We start from the raw sequence: 16,393 nt of genomic DNA, 5'->3' as shown, positions 1-16,393 counted from the left end.
GTCACCGCGCCTTCGCCGCCACGTAGCGGTCGACGCTCGCCGGCGAGAGGACTTCCCGAGCGACCATGATCGCGGCGCCCAACACAGCCGCGCGATCACCCGCCTGCGATTGCACGATCGCCAGATGCTGGGTCGCGAGGGGGATCGATCGACGATAGACGATCTCTCGGACGCCGGCGAGGAGATGCTCTCCGGCGCGTGCGATGCTGCCACCCAGCACGATGATCGACGGGTTCAGGAGGTTGACGACGGTGGCGAGAACCTCGCCCACATGACGGCCGGCCTGACGCGTCGCTTCGATCGCTGAGGTGTTCCCCGATCGCACGAGGGCGACGACATCCGCGGGGCTGTGGGCGTCGAGTCCTTCCGCACGGAGGGCGATCGCCAGGGCGGACCCGCTGGCGAGGGCCTCGAGGTCGCGGTCGTCATCCGGCTCGCGGGTCGATCCGGCACCGCTCGGGACCTGGACGTGCCCCATGTCGCCCGCGGAACCCTGCGCGCCGCGCTGCAGCTGACCACCCGCGATGATGCCGGCACCGATACCGGTGGACACCTTCACGAAGATCAGGTCGTCGACCTGTGGCCAGCTCGTCGCCTGCTCGCCGAGAGCGAGGATGTTCACATCGTTGTCGACCAGCACCGGCACGTCGAAAGTCCGCTGCACGTAGGCCGGAACGTCGAATCGGTCCCATCCGGGCATGATCGGCGGATTGGTCGGTCGACCGGTGGAGTGCTCCACCGGTCCGGGCACCCCGATGCCGACGCCGACCAGGGGGAGTCCCTCGTCGCTCGTGGCCCTGAGGAGTTCGCCGCCATCGGTGAGAATGGTGTCGAGCAACCTCTCGGGCCCGTCGCCGATGTCGATCGTGCGCGTGCGGGAGTCGAGGATGACCCCGGCCAGGTCTGCCACGGCCACCGTGGCGTGCGTCGCGCCGAGGTCCACCGCCAGGACGAGACCGGCACGGGGGTTGAAGCCGACTCGGGCGGGCGGGCGCCCTCCGGTCGATGCCGCCTCGCCGGCGGGACGCAGGAGCCCGGCAGCGAGGAGCGCATCCACGCGCAGGGCGACCGTGGAGCGGGCGAGTCCGGTGAGCGCGGCGAGTTCGGCTTTGGTTCTGGCATGGCCGTCGCGAAGGATCTGGAAGATCTCGCCCGCACCGGAGGAGATCGCCGGAGCCGGCCTCAGAACGTCAACCATGGCGTCAGTAAACCACAGCACTTCGGCCTTTCGGCGATCGGCTTCTGATTTGGATTCTACGACTTTTGACGATGGGGTAGCAAAAGTTGGAAGCTCTGTGTCAGAATCGGCGACATGACAACGGATGTCACTGACACCGGTCTCGGGACGATCCGAACCGGGATCCTCGGCGGAGGGTTCATGGCCCGCGTGCATCGCACCGCGGCCCGCGACGCCGGAGGAGAACTGCGCGCGGTCGCCACCCGATCCGCGGCAGGAGGGCGCGATGCGGCGAACGCCCTCGGCGCGGAGAGGGCGGAGAGCGATGCGGCCGGCGTGCTCGAGGCCACAGACATCGACGTCGTCCACATCTGCACCCCGAACGCCACACATGCCGACCTCGCGCTCCGAGCACTCCACGCCGGGAAGCACGTCGTGTGCGAGAAGCCGCTCGCCACGACCGCGCAGGACGCCAGGATTCTCGCCGAGACCGCTCAGGCTCGGGGTCGAGTGGCCGCTGTGCCCTTCATCTACCGCTACCACCCGATGGTGCGCGAGGCGAGAGCGCGGATCGCCCGCGGTGACGCCGGTGATCTGCTCACCCTCGACTGCTCGTATCTTCAAGACTGGATGCTCCTGCCGAGCGACGACGACTGGCGGGTGCGCTCCGAGTCCGGGGGTGCGTCCCGAGCCTTCGCAGACATCGGCTCGCACCTGTGTGATCTCGTCGAGTTCGTGGCCGGCGAGCGGATCCGCACGCTGAGCGCCCGCACCCGACGCGTGTTCTCCGAGCGATCGGGGCAGACGGTCGACACCGAGGACATCGTCGCCCTTCTCGTCGAGACCGAGTCCGGTGCCCTGGGCACGCTCCTCATCTCGCAGATGGCGGCAGGCCGCAAGAACGCCCTCACCCTCGAACTCCACGGCTCGCAGCAGACCCTCCGCTTCGAGCAGGAACGACCCGAGGAGCTCTGGATCGGCATGCGTGAGGAATCCCGGTCGCTGTTGCGCGACCCCGCGTCATCCGTCGCCGACTCGGCGCGACTCCAGCGGGTCCCCGCCGGCCACGCGATGGGCTATCAGGACGCCTTCAACGGTTTCGTCGCCGACGTCTATGCGGCCATCGCCGGTGCACAGCCCGACGGACTCCCCACATTCGCTGACGGATTCCGGTCGGCGGTGCTGACGGAAGCGGTGCTCGACTCGGCGGCGCAGGGCGGACGATGGGTGAAGGCGACGGCATGATCGCGACCACGACCGACCCCGTGCTGCGGGTGGAGGGTATCCGCAAGTCGTTCTACGGCGTCGAAGTGCTCAGCGGTATCGACTTCGATGTGCGGCCAGGAGAGGTGCACGGTCTCGTCGGTGAGAACGGCGCGGGGAAGTCGACCCTCATGAAGATCATCGCGGGGGTGCAGCCGGCCGACGAGGGGACGATCTCCTACCGCGGAGAAGAGGTGCACCACGCGCACCCCCGACAGGCGATGGATGCCGGCATCGTGACAGTCTTCCAGGAATTCACCCTCTTGCCCGAGCGCACCGTCGCGCAGAACGTCTATCTCGGGCGCGAGCCCCGCCGCGGCGGCTTCGTCGACCAGCGGGAGATGCACACGCGGACCGAGGCCCTGCTGACCGACCTGGGCGTCTCGTTCATCGAGCCGTCCGCGCGTGTCGGTTCCCTCACCGTCGCCGAACAGCAGATCGTCGAGATCGTCAAGGCGCTCTCCTTCGACGCCCGGGTCATCTCGATGGATGAACCGACCGCCGCGCTGAGCGACCGCGAAGTCGAGCTGTTGTACGCGATCATCCGCCGGCTCACCTCCCGTGGGGTCGCCGTGATCTATGTGTCGCACCGGCTCAAGGAGATCTTCGATCTCTGCGACCGCATCACGATCCTCAAGGACGGTGCTCTCGTCTCGACCGACGACACCGCGGCGCTCACGACCGATGAACTCGTCCGGCGCATGGTCGGGCGGTCGATCCAGTCGTACTTCCCCGATGCGCTCGAGGGAACGGTCGTGGGCCGGCCACGGCTGGAGTTGGACGGGTGCGGCAACGCCTACGTCGACGGGGTGTCGCTCACGCTGCGTGCCGGGGAGATCGTCGGCATCGCCGGTCTCCAGGGGTCCGGTCGCACCGAACTCGTGGAAGGGATCTTCGGCATCCAGGCGTTCACCCGGGGCTCGATGCGGATCGACGGGAAACCGGCACGCATCACCGGTGCGCGGGCTGCGGTCCGCGCCGGACTCGCCCTCGTGTCCGAGGATCGCAAGGCGCAGGGGCTCGCGCTCGGCCAATCGGTCCTCGACAACGCCCTTCTGGTCGTGCGCAGCGTCTTCGCGGGCCGGACGACGGCGTCCCGTCGCGAGGTGCCCGGCGTCCTCACCTCGCTCGAAGTCAGCTCTCGGGGCGTCGATCAGGAAGTGCGCTTCCTCTCGGGCGGCAACCAGCAGAAGGTCGTGCTGGCGAAGTGGCTGCTCACCCAACCGCAGATCGTCCTCTTCGACGAACCGACCCGCGGCATCGATGTGGGGGCGAAATACGCCGTGTACCAGCTCATGCGCGAACTCGCAGCGCAGGGGAAGGCCGTGCTGATGGTGTCGAGCGAACTGCCGGAGGTCATCGGGATGAGCGATCGGATCCTCGTGATGCACGACGGCGAGCTCGTCGCCGAACTCCCCGCGGGCTCTGCGGAGCACGAGATCCTCGGGGCGGCGACGGGTGCGAATGATTCCGACAACGCAGGGGACGGGGGTACGCGATGAAGCGTCTGCGGGTCGACTCGACCGTCATCGTCCTCGCCATTCTCCTGCTCGTGCTCATCGTCGGTGCGATCCTCGTCGCGACGGTGGGGCGAAACTTCTTCAGTCCCGGCAACATCCGGGACATCCTGACCGGGATGAGCGTCCTCGGGCTCGTGGCCATCGGGCAGACGCTGGTCGTGATCGGTGCATCGCTCGATCTCTCCGTCACCTACGTGATCAGCCTGTCGAGCCTGCTGGCGGCCACGACGATGAACGGCAACCCGGGGAACATCCCTCTCGCCGTGGTCGTCACGCTCCTCGTGTGCGCCGGCATCGGGCTCGCGAACGGTCTCATCGTCACCGTCCTCAAGGTGAACGGCTTCATCGCCACTCTCGGCGTCGGTCTCATCCTGCAGGGCATCCTGAACACGAACTTCGAGGGCTCGGCAGGCGACGTCCCCTGGGCCTTCCAGCTCATCGGCGCCACCGGACTCGGCCCGATCCCGGTTTCGACGCTCATCATGATCGCGTTGGCCGTGGTGGTGTGGATCCTGCTCAATCGCACCCGCACCGGCGCCCACCTCTTCGCCGTCGGCGGCGACCCCGAGATCGCCCGACTTTCGGGAGTCCGCACGCGGATGCCGCTCATCTGGGCCCACGTCCTGTGCTCGGTCTTCGCGGGACTCGCGGGTCTGCTCCTCGCCAGCCGGCTCGGCGTCGGCAGCCCCACGGTGGGCCAGCAGGGTGGCTACGCGCTCCTCTCGATCGCGGCGGTCGTCCTCGGCGGCACGCTCCTGCTCGGCGGGCGCGGCTCGGTCTGGGGCACGATCGGCGGCGTCGCGATCCTGGCCGTCGTCGACAACGTGATGAGCGTGATGCAGGTCAATCCGTTCTTCAAGGATGTCGTCCGCGGCATCGTGATCGTGGCCGCCGTCGCCGTGTACAGCCGTCGTTCGATCATCCGACGGCGCCCGCGATTCGGCGCCGGTGGTACACGGACCGGCGGTGATGACGCCGCGAAGGCTGCGGACGCGGAGATGGCCGCGGCCGCATCGCAGCTCGTCGAGACCACTCCCGATGCCGGCTCCGCTTCGCAAGGAGGGCGCGCATGAATACGCTGCGCACACTCGTCAGCCCCCGTGGGGCGGTGTTCCTGCTGCTGGCGATCCTGCTCGTGGCGGTCACGATCCTCAACCCGAGCTTCGCCGAACCGGGACAGTTCATGCGGTTCCTCCAGCGGGTCGCACCGATCGCCATCGTCGCGATCGGCCAGTACTTCGTGATCATCGCCGGCGAGTTCGATCTGTCGCAGGGATCGCTCATCACGGCACAGGTCATCATCGCCGGGAATCTGGTCGGGCAGGACGACGCCCGCACGATTCCGGTGCTGCTGCTCATGATCGTGTTCGCCGTGGCCGTCGGGCTCGTCAACGGACTGATCACCACCCGGCTCAAGGTGCCTTCGTTCATCGTCACCCTCGGAATGATGCTCGCCCTCCTCGGCGGGGTCATGTGGTGGACGGGAGGCGCGGCCACGGGCAATCCCGCCGACAGCTTCCGGGAGATCGGTCGTGGCGGGATCCGCGACGTGCCGTTCCTCGATTTCATCCCGTGGGCGGTGCTGCTGCTGATCGTCTGGTTGGCGCTGGGCATCTGGATCACGAAGCGTCCGCTGGGAAAGACGCTCATCGCCGTCGGCGACAACGCGGTCGCGGTCGACTACGCCGGAGCGCGTCGGGCCTGGGCGACGACGCGTGCCTTCATCATCTCGTCGCTGTCGGCATCGCTGTCGGCGGTACTCCTCGTCGGCTACGCAGGTGTGCACCCGTCGGTCGGTCGCGGCTACGAATTCACGGCGATCACGGCGGTCGTGCTCGGCGGAGTGGTCCTCGGCGGCGGTCGCGGCTGGATCGTCGGTGCCGTCGCCGGAGCTTTCGCCCTCGAGGCCCTGTTCATGCTGCTCAACATCGCAGGGGTCCCGTCCACGCTCCGAGACGCTGTCCAGGGCGTCATCATCATCGCCGCCGTCGCCTACTCCGCCGTCGCGTTCCGTGCCCGCCGGCGACGAAGTCCGCAGTCTTCCGATGTCCCTCCCGCAGAACCCCTTTCCACCAGCACCATCCACACAGAAACCAGAGGAGATTAACAATGCGACGATCAATGAAGATCGCCACCGCAGGGGTGGCTCTCTTCGGCCTCATCGCGCTCGCCGGGTGCACGACCGACCCGTCCGTGGCGCCGGCCGACTCGGAGAACCCCGATGCGGCAGCGGAGACGACGGAGTGGTTCGATCAGGAGCTCTTCGACAAGCAGGACGAGGAGCGCGGCGTCGATCCGCAGGGTCCCGCCGACGAACCCTATCTGCAGTACATCAACGCAGAGATGGTCGACACCTCCGAGTTTGCCGCCGAAGGGGCCAAGAAGGCCTGCTTCGCCAACGCGTCGATCTCGAACCCGTGGCGCCAGACCGGCTGGATCACGATGAACGAACAGCTGAAGGCGCTGCAGGCCGACGGAGCGATCAGCGAGATGGAGACGCGCGACGCGCAGGACTCCGATGACACGCAGATCGCCGACATCGACTACTTCATCTCAGAGGGCAACTGCGACGTGTTCCTGATCTCGCCCAACAGCACGGCGGCCATGACCCCGGCCGTGGAGCGGGCGTGTGAGACGGGCAAGCCGGTCGTGGTCTTCGACCGCGGCGTCAACACCGACTGCCCTGTCACCTTCATCCACCCGATCGGCGGCTTCGCCTGGGGTATCGACACCGCCGAGTTCCTGATCGACAACCTCGAAGAGGGCGACAAGGTCGTGGCACTGCGCATCCTCCCGGGCGTGGACGTGCTCGAGCACCGCTGGGCTGGAGCGAAGAAGCTGTTCGACGAGGCGGGGATCGACGCCGTGGACCACTTCACGGGCGCGGACCCGGCTGAGATCAAGAGCATCATCAGTGACGAGCTGGCCAAGGGAGATGTCGACGGCATCTGGATGGACGCCGGTGACGGAGCGGTCGCGGCCATCGAGGCGTTCGAAGACGCCGGCGCGGACTACCCCGTCATGACGGGTGAAGACGAGATGAGCTTCCTGCGCAAGTGGAAGGACACGGGTCTCACGGGCTTGGCCCCGGTGTACTCGAACTTCCAGTGGCGTACCCCGCTCCTCGCCGCGCAGATGATCTTCGCCGGCGAAGAGGTCCCGAAGGAGTGGGTGCTCCCGCAGAAGCCGATCACGGCGCCCGAGCTCGACGACTACCTCGAAGCCAACGAGGGCATGCCCGACGGCCACTACGCCAAGTTCGGCGGGGAGAACCTTCCCGGCTACCCCACCGTCTGGCAGGAACGGCAGATCCCGTAACCGATGTGCTCTCCCGCCCTTCCGCTCCGCATCCGCGGAATGGGAGGGTGGGAGAACACGGTCATGAGCAAGAGGACAACGATGCCCCGCACGATCGCCGTCAACACCTGGGTGTGGACGTCTCCGTTGACGGATGCGACTCTCGGACCACTCGCCTGCAAAGCCGCGAACCTCGGCTATGACGCTCTGGAGCTGCCGCTCGAGAACGTCGGCGATTGGGACCCTGAGCGGACTCGCGATGTGCTCGACGCGGGGGGACTCGGTGCGATCGTGGTCGGCGCGATGGGGCCCGGTCGCTCGCTGGTCGCCCGCGTCGGCGATGTCGGGGCCACTCAGGACTATCTTCGTGCGTGTATCGCGGCGGCGACGACGGTCGGCGCCGACGTGGTGGCCGGACCGTTCTACGCGCCGACCGGAGTCGCCTGGCGGATGGACGCCGATGAGCGCCGCGCGGTGGTCGCTGAGGTGCGCGAGAACCTCGCGGTGGTCGCTGACGAGGCATCCGACAGGGGAGTGACGCTGGCCGTCGAACCTCTGAACCGCTACGAGACGAGTGTGCTCAACACGGTCGAGCAGAGTCTCGACGCGCTCAGCCCGCTGCTCGGCGCCGGTGTCGGTCTGGCACTCGACACCTACCATCTCCACATCGAGGAGAAGCAGCCGGCCGATGCGATCCGCGCTGCGGGGTCGGCGATCGCGCACGTGCAGGTCTGCGGCACCGACCGCGGCGCCGTCGGTGACGACCACGCCGACTGGCCGGGCATTCTTCAGGCGCTCGACGACGCCGACTATCGAGGTCCGCTCGGACTGGAGAGCTTCACCGGCGAGAACGCCACGATCGCGGTCGCTGCCTCCGTCTGGCGCCCACTCGCCCCGAGCCAGGACGAACTCGCTTCCCGCAGTATCGCCGCCCTCCGAGCCTTCGGAGCCTGACCACCGACACGCGACACGCCCGCAACGATACGAAGGAGTATCCATGACGAGCCACCCGGTCACCCTGTTCACCGGCCAATGGGCTGATCTGCCCTTCGAGGAGGTCGCGCGTCTCGCGGCGGGATGGGGCTACGACGGTCTCGAGGTCGCCGCTTCCGGGGACCACCTCGATCTGCGCCGAGCCGACGAGGACGACGCCTACCTGGCCTCGCGCAAGGAGATCCTCGATCGCCACGGACTCGAGGTCTTCGCGATCTCGAATCATCTCGCCGGACAGGCGGTGTGCGATGCGCCGATCGACTTCCGTCACCAGGCGATCCTGCGCGATCACGTGTGGGGCGACGGTGATGCGGAGGGGGTGCGGCAACGCGCTGCCGAGGACATGAAGCGCGCGGCCCGCGTCGCACGCAAGCTCGGCGTCGATACGGTGGTCGGGTTCACCGGCTCATCGATCTGGCCCTACGTGGCGATGTTCCCGCCGGTGCCGGCATCCGTGATCGAGAGTGGATTCGAGGATTTCGCGCAACGGTGGAATCCGATCCTCGACGTCTTCGACGGTGAGGGCGTGCGGTTCGCGCACGAGGTGCACCCCGGGGAGATCGCCTACGACTACTGGTCGAGTGTGCGTGCTCTCGAGGCGATCGATCACCGTGAGGCGTTCGGATTCAACTGGGATCCGTCGCACATGATGTGGCAGAACATCGATCCGGTCGGGTTCATCGTCGACTTCGCGGACCGCATCTACCACGTGGACTGCAAGGACACCCGGATGAGACCGCACAACGGTCGGGCCGGGGTGCTCGGCTCGCATCTCCCGTGGGGAGACCCGCGACGGGGATGGGACTTCGTCTCCACCGGGCATGGGGATGTGCCCTGGGAGGACGCCTTCCGCGCCCTCGACGCCATCGGTTACGGCGGTCCGATCTCGATCGAGTGGGAGGACGCCGGGATGGATCGTCTGCACGGAGCGGCCGAAGCGCTCGGCTTCGTGCGCTCCCTGCTGTGGCCGCCTCCTGCGGCGTCTTTCGACGCGGCGTTTCGCAACCAGTGACGAACTCGGCGGAGCCCGCGCGCTGTCAGACGGCGGGCTCGCGGAGGCGGACCAGACGCTCGTGTCCGGTCTCCTCCAGCTCGGCGATGTCGTCGCGCGACTTCAGGAAGTCGGAGAACGACCGGTAGCCGAGCGCCTTCTCGCTGAACGACGGGTCCATGCGGCGCATGTGCGTCTTCACTGCGGAGCTGTGCAGCCATTCGTCGGCATCCGCCTTGTCGTGACCGAGGCGGAGGGCGCGCTCGAGCAGTTGCGTCGCCTCGCCCTGCTCATCGATCTTCGTCGGAGCAGGGGCCGCCGCCTTCGACTTGGCCCGGCGCGGGGTCTTGGCCTTGGCCGTATCGGTGCTCGCCTCGGCAGTGTCGGCGGCATCGGCGGTGGCCTCGACCACGGCTTCTGCCTTCGCCGCGACAGGCGGGGGAGTGGTCTTGACGGGGCGCACGACTCCGGGCAGCGAGTCGTAGGACTCGAACTCGTCGCAGGCCGCCGCGAGCGACTTCGCGGTCGAGCCCGACACCCCGACCCCGATCACGTAGCGACCGAGCCGCTTGCAGCGCTGCGCGAGCGGCACGTAGTCGCTGTCACCCGCCACGATCACGACGTGCGTGAGGTCGGGCAGCCGGAACATGTCTTCGACCGCATCGACGGCGAGCCGGATGTCGGCGCCGTTCTTGGCGTAGGCGGCGGCAGGGAAGAGCTGCACGAGGTCGACCGCGCGGGCCACGAGCTGCGAGCGGTATTCGGCGTTCACCGGCGACGACCAGTCGGCGTATGCGCGCGTCAACACCAGTGTGCCGAAAGACGCGGCGTAGTCGATGATCGCCCCGACCTCGATCATCGCGCGGCCGAGACGGTCGACGACCTCCGGATCGTTCGGGTTCTCGGTGATGCGCTGCCGGTCCTTGCCATAGGCGTTGCGCCCGTGCACGCGGTCGTACCAGGAGATGACGATGTTGTCGAAGTCGAGATAGACGGCGACGCGGGCATCGGTGGTCTCGGCCATGATCAGGCCTCCTCACGGGGGTAGCGGACGCCGATCTGCGCACGGATCTCGTCGAGCGCGCCCATGATCGCGACGCTCTCGGCGATCGGCAGGATGTCGCCTTCGAGGATCCCGTCGCGCACCAGGCGCTCGGCGGCATGAGCCTGATACTGCATGCCGCGGCCCGTGACCGAGGAGACGTACTCTTCCTGCACCGTGCCGTCCGGGAGGATCACGCGGAACGTGGTCGGGCTGTACCAGACCGTGTCGATGTCGATGCGGGCCGCGGTGCCGAGGATGCTCGCGACGTTGGGGCCCGCTGCCCGGGACGACGAGAGGCTGGTGGAGACCGCACCGCCCTCATGTGTCATCACGGTCGCGACCTCGGAATCGGCGCCCGTGTCGATGAGCCTACCCACGGCGCGGATGCTGGTCGGAGCGCCGAGGATGTCCCAGATGAAGGAGATCGGATAGATGCCGAGATCGAGCAGGGCACCGCCGCCGAGCTCGAGGGCGTTGAGCCGGTGCGCCGGGTCGGTGGGCAACAGCTGGGTGTGATCCGCGCTGACCGCGCGGATGTCGCCCAGGGCACCCTCGGCGATGAGCTCGCGGATGCGCACCATGTGCGGCAGATAGCGCGTCCACATGGCCTCCATGACGAGCAGTCCCCGCTCGGCCGCGAGTGCCTGCAGATCCTCGGCCTCGGCGCGGTTCAGGGTGAACGCCTTCTCGACCAGCACGTGCTTGCCGGCCTCGAGTGCGAGCCGGGCGTTCTCGTGGTGCATCGGGTGCGGCGTCGAGACGTAGACGATGTCGACGTCGGGGTCGACGACGAGAGCGTCGTACGAGGGGTGGGCGTGGGGGATGTCGAAGCGCGAGGCGAAGGCGTCAGCCGACTCCTGCGAGCGGGACCCGACGGCCACGAGGTCGAGCCCCGCGGTTCGCAGATCGGACGCGAATGCGCCGGCGATACCGCCGGTCGCGAGGATTCCCCACCGAAGACCTGTCATGGTCTCAGCGTACGGGGTGCCGCGGACGCGACGCCGCATTCTTCACGGGCATGCGCCCCGATCGACAGCGGCCCGCCTACGGCACCAGGATGATCTTTCCGGAGGCGGCGCCGGACTCCAGGAGCTCATGGGCCCGCACCGCCTCGGCAAGCGGCAACTGCGGCCCGAGCTCGACCGTGAAGTCCCCGGTCTCCAGGCGCGCGATCGTCTGAGGCAGCGCTTCGGCGCGCCATGCGAGCTCCTGGTCGGTGAGCGGCACCGGTGAGCCGCCGGAGAAGGCGCGGATGCCGAACGACGCGGCATCCGGTCCTCGAACGATCGTCGCGATACGGTCGCGGTCGGACACCAACGCGAGGGACGTCTCGATCGCCTCGTCGGTGCCGGCACAGTCGAGCACCACCGTGACGGCGGAGGTGGCGGTGTCGCGGATCCGGTCGATCAGCCCGTCGCCGTAGGCCACGGGGAGCGCGCCGAGGTCGCGTAGCTGGTCGTGGCGGGCGGGGCTTCCGGTCGCGATCACGGTCGCGCCCCAGGCGACGGCGAACTGCACGGCGGCCTGCCCGACCGCCCCCGAGCCTCCGTGCACGAGAAGCACGTCGCCGGCGACGACATCGAGAGAGCGAAGGGCCTGGTAGGCGGTTCCTGCCGGAATGCCGATCGCGGCGCCCTCGGCCATCGTGACCGCGTCCGGAAGAGGGGCGAGGTTCTCCGCGGGGACGGCGAGTGCGGAGGCGTACGTGCCGACCCCGTCTCGGATCGCCACCCGGTCGCCGACCCGGAGATCGTCGACGCCTTCGCCGAGCACCTCGATCACCCCGGCGCCGTCGAAGCCGACCGGACGCGGCTCGATGATCGGCGCAGAGGGCCGCTTGCCGCCGCGGAGCTTCGCGTCGATCGGATTCACACCCGCCGCCTCGATCCGCACGACGACCTCACCGCGGGCCGCAACCGGGTCGGGGATCTCGATCAGGTGCAGGACGTCCGGGGAGCCGATTTCGGTGTACACGATCGCGCGAGCCATGAGTTCAGGCTACCCGCGACCTTCACGGAGAGCGCCTCCCGGCCTCCCGGCCGCGTGAGATGAAGGAGATCACGTGGTTCGAAGGAGCCTTTGCCTGAATCGGTCCTTCGGATCAGGAGATCTCCTTCACATCGCGTGCGCAGGACGGGGCGATACACCCGCGCCGGGCCCGCGCCAGGCGCCCGTGCTCGCGGGTCAGCGACCCGAGAGCGCCTTCATGATGCGCTGCGGCGACACCGGCTGCGCGGTACCCAGGCGCTGCGCGAACACACTCACGCGGTACTCCTCCAGCAGCCAGCGCACCTCGACGAGCGAAGGCGTCGCGTCGCGGCGGAGGGGGATCGTGCCGCCGGCGTCCTCGAACGCGTTCGCCATGCGCTCGTACTCGGTCATGCGGGCGCGGTCCTTCCCCGGCTCGCTGGCGAGGGTCTTCAGGCGGTCGAGCATCCCCTCCAGGTAGCGGGGGAACTGTGCGAGACGGTCGACGCCGGCGGCGGAGACGAAACCGGCATGCAGTAGGCCGCTCAGCTGGGTGCGGATGTCGTTGAGCGGTCCGAGCAGCGCGAGCGAATTCTGGGACTTGATGCCGCGTTCGACGTCGCGGGATCGGGTGAGGATGCGCGCGACCAGCGAGACGCACGCGAAGAGATCATCGACGAGCGTGGCCGAGACCGCGTCGCGCACCATCGCGAAGTCCGCCGCGTTGCGCACGATCCCGTCCGGCACGACACGCTCGATCGCCTTGCGGGCGACGGCCGCCCGGCAGTCCTCGATGAGGCCGGCGGCGGACGGGTACGGCGAGGCGGCGAGTGCCAGCTTCTCCTGACTCGTGAGGTGCTCCTGCACATACGAGGAGGGTGAGGGCACACCGAGCAGTACCAGGCGCAGCACGCCGTCGCGGGTGGAGGCGGCAGCGGCCTCCGGGGTCGACTCGACCCGCACCGACACGCTCTTGCCCTGGTCCACGATGGCGGGATAGGCGCGCACGACACCGCCGGCGACCCGGGTGTCGAGCACCTCGGGCAGGTCTCCGAAGGTCCACCCCGTGAGTCCGGTCTGCTCAACCGGAGCCGCGGCGACGCGTTCGGGTCCGCGACCTCCACCGGAGCTCCCGGATCGGGGAGGGGCGGCGATCGAACGGGCGACGCTGCTGCGCGCACGGTCGGAGAGTCGCGTCTGCAGCGCCCGCAGATCGCGGCCGGAGCCGACGATCCTCCCGCGCTCGTCCACGGCGCGGAAGTTCATGCGCAGGTGCGGAGGAACCCGCTCGTCGTCGAAGTCGGTCGCGGACACCAGCTGGTTCGCGAGCGGCTGGATCCGTCGGGCGAGCGCTTCCTTGAGCGTGCGCGGAGGGAGTCCGCCGTGCGACTCCGGGCCTTCCTCGATGAGCTCGGCGCCGAACTTCTCGGCCCAGTCGGCGGCGGGGACGACATGGCGCCGGATCGCCTTGGGGAGCGCGCGCAGCAGCCCCGTCACGAGTTCGGCGCGCAGCCCCGGAACCTGCCAGTCGAAACCGCGGTCCTCGATCTGTGCGAGCAGCGGCAACGGAACGACCACGCTGACGCCGTCGTCGTCGGCGCCCGGCTCGAACCGGTACGCGAGACCGAGCACCTGGTCGCCCTGCGTCCACCGCGTCGGGAACTCGCGCTGATCCGCGCGTTCCTCGTCGTCGATCAGGTCGCTCTCGCGCATCACGAGCAGCTTCGGCGTGGTGGCCATGGCATCGCGCCACCAGCTCTCGAAGGAGCGCACATCGAACACCTCGGCGGGGATGCGTTCGTCGTAGAACCGGAACACGGCCTCGTCGCCGGCGAGGATGTCGCGACGGCGCTCACGCTCCTCGAGCTTCTCGAGGCGTTTGCGCAGTTCGGCGTTGCTGCGCCAGAACGCACTCACCCGCTTGTCGATGCGCGTCGGATCCCACTCGCCCTCGACGAGCGCATGCCGTACGAAGAGTTCGCGCGACGCCGCCCGGTCGATGCGCGCGAACTGCACGCGCCGTCGCGGGATGATCTCGAGCCCGAACAGCGTCACCTTCTCGAAGGCGACCGCGGCCCCGGCATCCTTCGACCAGTGGGGCTCGGTGACCTGCCGCTTGGCGAGGTCGCCCGCCAGGGGTTCGGCCCAGGCCGGGTCGATCGCGGCGACCGTGCGGGCGAACGTGCGCGAGGTCTCGACGATCTCGGCGGCGATCACCGCGCGAGGACTCTTCTTGCGCAGCCCTGACCCGGGGAAGATCGAGAAGCGGATGCCGCGGGCGCCCCGATACTCCGCGATGCGGCGGCCTTTCGGCTCCTTCGCGGGGGAGTGCGACTTGCCGGCGGGTGCCGTGCGTTCGTCCAGGATGCCGATCTGCGAGAGCAGGCCGGACAGCAGGGCGCGATGGATGGCGTCGGGGTCGCTCGTCCCGGTCTCGTCGCGCGGGCGGTCGGGGGTCTTCACGAGGGTGCGGAGTTGACGGTGCACGTCGAACCACTCCCGCACCCGCACGTAGTTGAGGTGCTCGGAGCGGCAGAGTCGGCGGAACGCGCTCGAGCCGAGCTCGCGCTGCTGCTCGCGCAGGTGATTCCACAGGTTCAGCAAGGTCAGGAAGTCGCTCGTCGGGTCGACGAAGCGTGCGTGCTGGCGGTCGGCCTCCTCGCGGCGCTCCTCCGGCCGCTCGCGCACGTCCTGGATCGTCATTCCTGAGACGATCGCGAGCACGTCGCGAGTGACCGAGCCGCCCGATCCCGTGCGTCCCGCCTCGATCAGCATCCGCGCGAACCGCGGGTCGATCGGCATGCGCGAGATCTCACGCCCCGTGCGCGTGAGGTGCGGGGAGCCGTCACGGCGGGAGGGCTCGACTGCGCCGAGCTCGGTGAGCAGGTCGAACGCCGCCTTCACACCGCGGGAGTCGGGCGGGGTCAGGAACGGGAAGGCGCTGATGTCGCCGAAGCCGAGCGAGAGCATCTGCAGGATGACCGATGCGAGTGACGTCCGCAGGATCTCGGGCTCGGTGAATTCCGGCCTCCGGTCGAAGTCCTCCTCCGAGTAGAGGCGGATCGCGATGCCGTCACTGGTGCGGCCCGCGCGGCCCGAGCGCTGGTTCGCCGAGGCCTGCGAGATCGCCTCGATCGGCAGGCGCTGCACCTTGGATCGGTTGCTGTAGCGCGAGATCCGGGCGGTGCCGGTATCGATCACGTACTTGATGCCGGGAACGGTGAGACTCGTCTCGGCGACGTTGGTCGCGAGGATCACCCGGCGGCGCACGCCAGGCACCCGACTGCGCTCGAACACCCGGTGCTGATCTGCGGCGGAGAGGCGTCCGAACAGCGGAAGCACCTCCGTGGGGGCGCGGTCGTTCGCGTAGGCGCCGCGAACGGCGTCGGCCGCGTCGCGGATCTCGGCTTCGCCGGGCAGGAACACGAGCACGTCGCCCGGCGCCTCCCGGTCGAGCTCGCGCAGCGCCGAGACGATCGCCGACACCTCGTCCTCCGGGTCGCCGGCCTGATCGTCGTCGTCGGGGTCCTCCGACGGTCCGCGGTAACGGATCTCCACGGGATAGGTGCGCCCGGACACCTCGATGATCGGAGCCGGGGTGCCGTCGGCCGCCGCGAAGTGCTTCGCGAAGCTCTCCGGATCGATCGTCGCCGAGGTGATGACCACCTTGAGGTCGGGGCGCTCGGGCAGGATGCGTGAGAGGTAGCCGAGGAGGAAATCGACGTTGAGGGAGCGCTCGTGCGCCTCGTCGATGATGATCGTGTCGTAGCGCGTGAGCAGTCGGTCGCGGTGGATCTCGTTGAGGAGGATGCCGTCGGTCATCAGCGCGATGCGGGTGGCATCGGAGACCTTGTCGGTGAAACGCACCTTGTAGCCGACCAGGGTGCCGAGCTCGACCTGGAGCTCTTCGGCGACACGCTCTGCGATGGTGCGGGCCGCGAGGCGGCGTGGCTGCGTGTGGGCGATGCGCTCCCGCCCGAGTTCGAGGGCGATCTTCGGCAGCTGGGTCGTCTTGCCGGATCCGGTGGCACCCGCGACGATCACGACCTGGTGGTCGCGGATGGCGTCGGCGATCTCGGCCCTGGCTGCGCTGACGGGCAGCTCCGGCGGGTAGGAGATCACAGGGGAGGACATAGCCC

Annotated in this window: 12 protein-coding genes; 7 read left to right on the top strand and 5 right to left on the bottom strand. The window is 68.7% G+C overall.

Annotated elements, in window-relative coordinates; genetic code table 11:
• Position 1: 1 nt before the first annotated feature.
• Complete coding sequence (locus LVJ59_RS15770; protein ID WP_232763733.1) at positions 2 to 1,198, bottom strand: ROK family transcriptional regulator; 1,197 nt, start codon at positions 1,196 to 1,198, stop codon at positions 2 to 4.
• A 114-nt stretch (positions 1,199 to 1,312) separates the two neighbouring features.
• On the opposite strand from LVJ59_RS15770, the gene LVJ59_RS15765 reads away from it, so the two are divergent.
• From LVJ59_RS15765 to LVJ59_RS15735, 7 genes are all read left to right on the top strand, one after another.
• Positions 1,313 to 2,422 (top strand): Gfo/Idh/MocA family protein, encoded by a 1,110-nt coding sequence (locus LVJ59_RS15765; protein WP_232763732.1) that lies wholly within the window; start codon positions 1,313 to 1,315, stop codon positions 2,420 to 2,422.
• A complete protein-coding gene (locus LVJ59_RS15760; RefSeq protein ID WP_232763731.1) occupies positions 2,419 to 3,942 on the top strand; it encodes a sugar ABC transporter ATP-binding protein in 1,524 nt (507 codons plus the stop codon). Before LVJ59_RS15765 ends, LVJ59_RS15760 begins: the two co-directional genes overlap by 4 nt.
• Positions 3,939 to 5,033 (top strand): ABC transporter permease, encoded by a 1,095-nt coding sequence (locus LVJ59_RS15755; protein WP_131491546.1) that lies wholly within the window; start codon positions 3,939 to 3,941, stop codon positions 5,031 to 5,033. Before LVJ59_RS15760 ends, LVJ59_RS15755 begins: the two co-directional genes overlap by 4 nt.
• Positions 5,030 to 6,067 (top strand): ABC transporter permease, encoded by a 1,038-nt coding sequence (locus tag LVJ59_RS15750; protein ID WP_232763730.1) that lies wholly within the window; start codon positions 5,030 to 5,032, stop codon positions 6,065 to 6,067. The genes LVJ59_RS15755 and LVJ59_RS15750 overlap by 4 nt, the downstream gene beginning before the upstream one ends.
• Positions 6,068 to 6,081: 14 nt before the next feature.
• Entirely contained in the window at positions 6,082 to 7,278 is a 1,197-nt protein-coding gene (locus tag LVJ59_RS15745; protein WP_374199088.1) for a substrate-binding domain-containing protein, read from the top strand.
• Between the two features lie 81 nt (positions 7,279 to 7,359).
• Positions 7,360 to 8,211 carry a sugar phosphate isomerase/epimerase gene (locus LVJ59_RS15740; protein WP_232763835.1) on the top strand — a complete coding sequence of 284 codons (852 nt, stop codon included), beginning with the start codon at positions 7,360 to 7,362 and terminating at the stop codon, positions 8,209 to 8,211.
• Between the two features lie 43 nt (positions 8,212 to 8,254).
• Positions 8,255 to 9,262, top strand: coding sequence for a sugar phosphate isomerase/epimerase (locus LVJ59_RS15735; RefSeq protein ID WP_131491550.1), 1,008 nt, complete (start codon positions 8,255 to 8,257; stop codon positions 9,260 to 9,262).
• Between the two features lie 25 nt (positions 9,263 to 9,287).
• Here LVJ59_RS15735 and LVJ59_RS15730 read toward each other — a convergent pair whose 3' ends face one another.
• From LVJ59_RS15730 to hrpA, 4 genes are all read right to left on the bottom strand, one after another.
• On the bottom strand, positions 9,288 to 10,265 hold the full coding sequence (locus LVJ59_RS15730) for an NYN domain-containing protein (protein WP_131491551.1): 978 nt from the start codon (positions 10,263 to 10,265) through the stop codon (positions 9,288 to 9,290).
• 2 nt (positions 10,266 to 10,267) lie between these two features.
• Entirely contained in the window at positions 10,268 to 11,254 is a 987-nt protein-coding gene (locus tag LVJ59_RS15725) for a Gfo/Idh/MocA family protein (RefSeq protein WP_232763728.1), read from the bottom strand.
• A gap of 76 nt (positions 11,255 to 11,330) precedes the next feature.
• Positions 11,331 to 12,275, bottom strand: coding sequence for an NADP-dependent oxidoreductase (locus LVJ59_RS15720; RefSeq protein WP_232763727.1), 945 nt, complete (start codon positions 12,273 to 12,275; stop codon positions 11,331 to 11,333).
• A gap of 195 nt (positions 12,276 to 12,470) precedes the next feature.
• Positions 12,471 to 16,388, bottom strand: coding sequence for an ATP-dependent RNA helicase HrpA (gene hrpA / locus LVJ59_RS15715; RefSeq protein ID WP_232763726.1), 3,918 nt, complete (start codon positions 16,386 to 16,388; stop codon positions 12,471 to 12,473).
• Positions 16,389 to 16,393 lie beyond the last annotated feature (5 nt).

The organism is Microbacterium sp. KKR3/1 (genome assembly GCF_021272365.1).
Taxonomy (GTDB): Bacteria; Actinomycetota; Actinomycetes; order Actinomycetales; family Microbacteriaceae; genus Microbacterium; species Microbacterium aurugineum.
The sequence above is the reverse complement of the archived record's forward strand: the minus strand, read 5'-3'. Positions and strand labels throughout refer to the sequence as shown.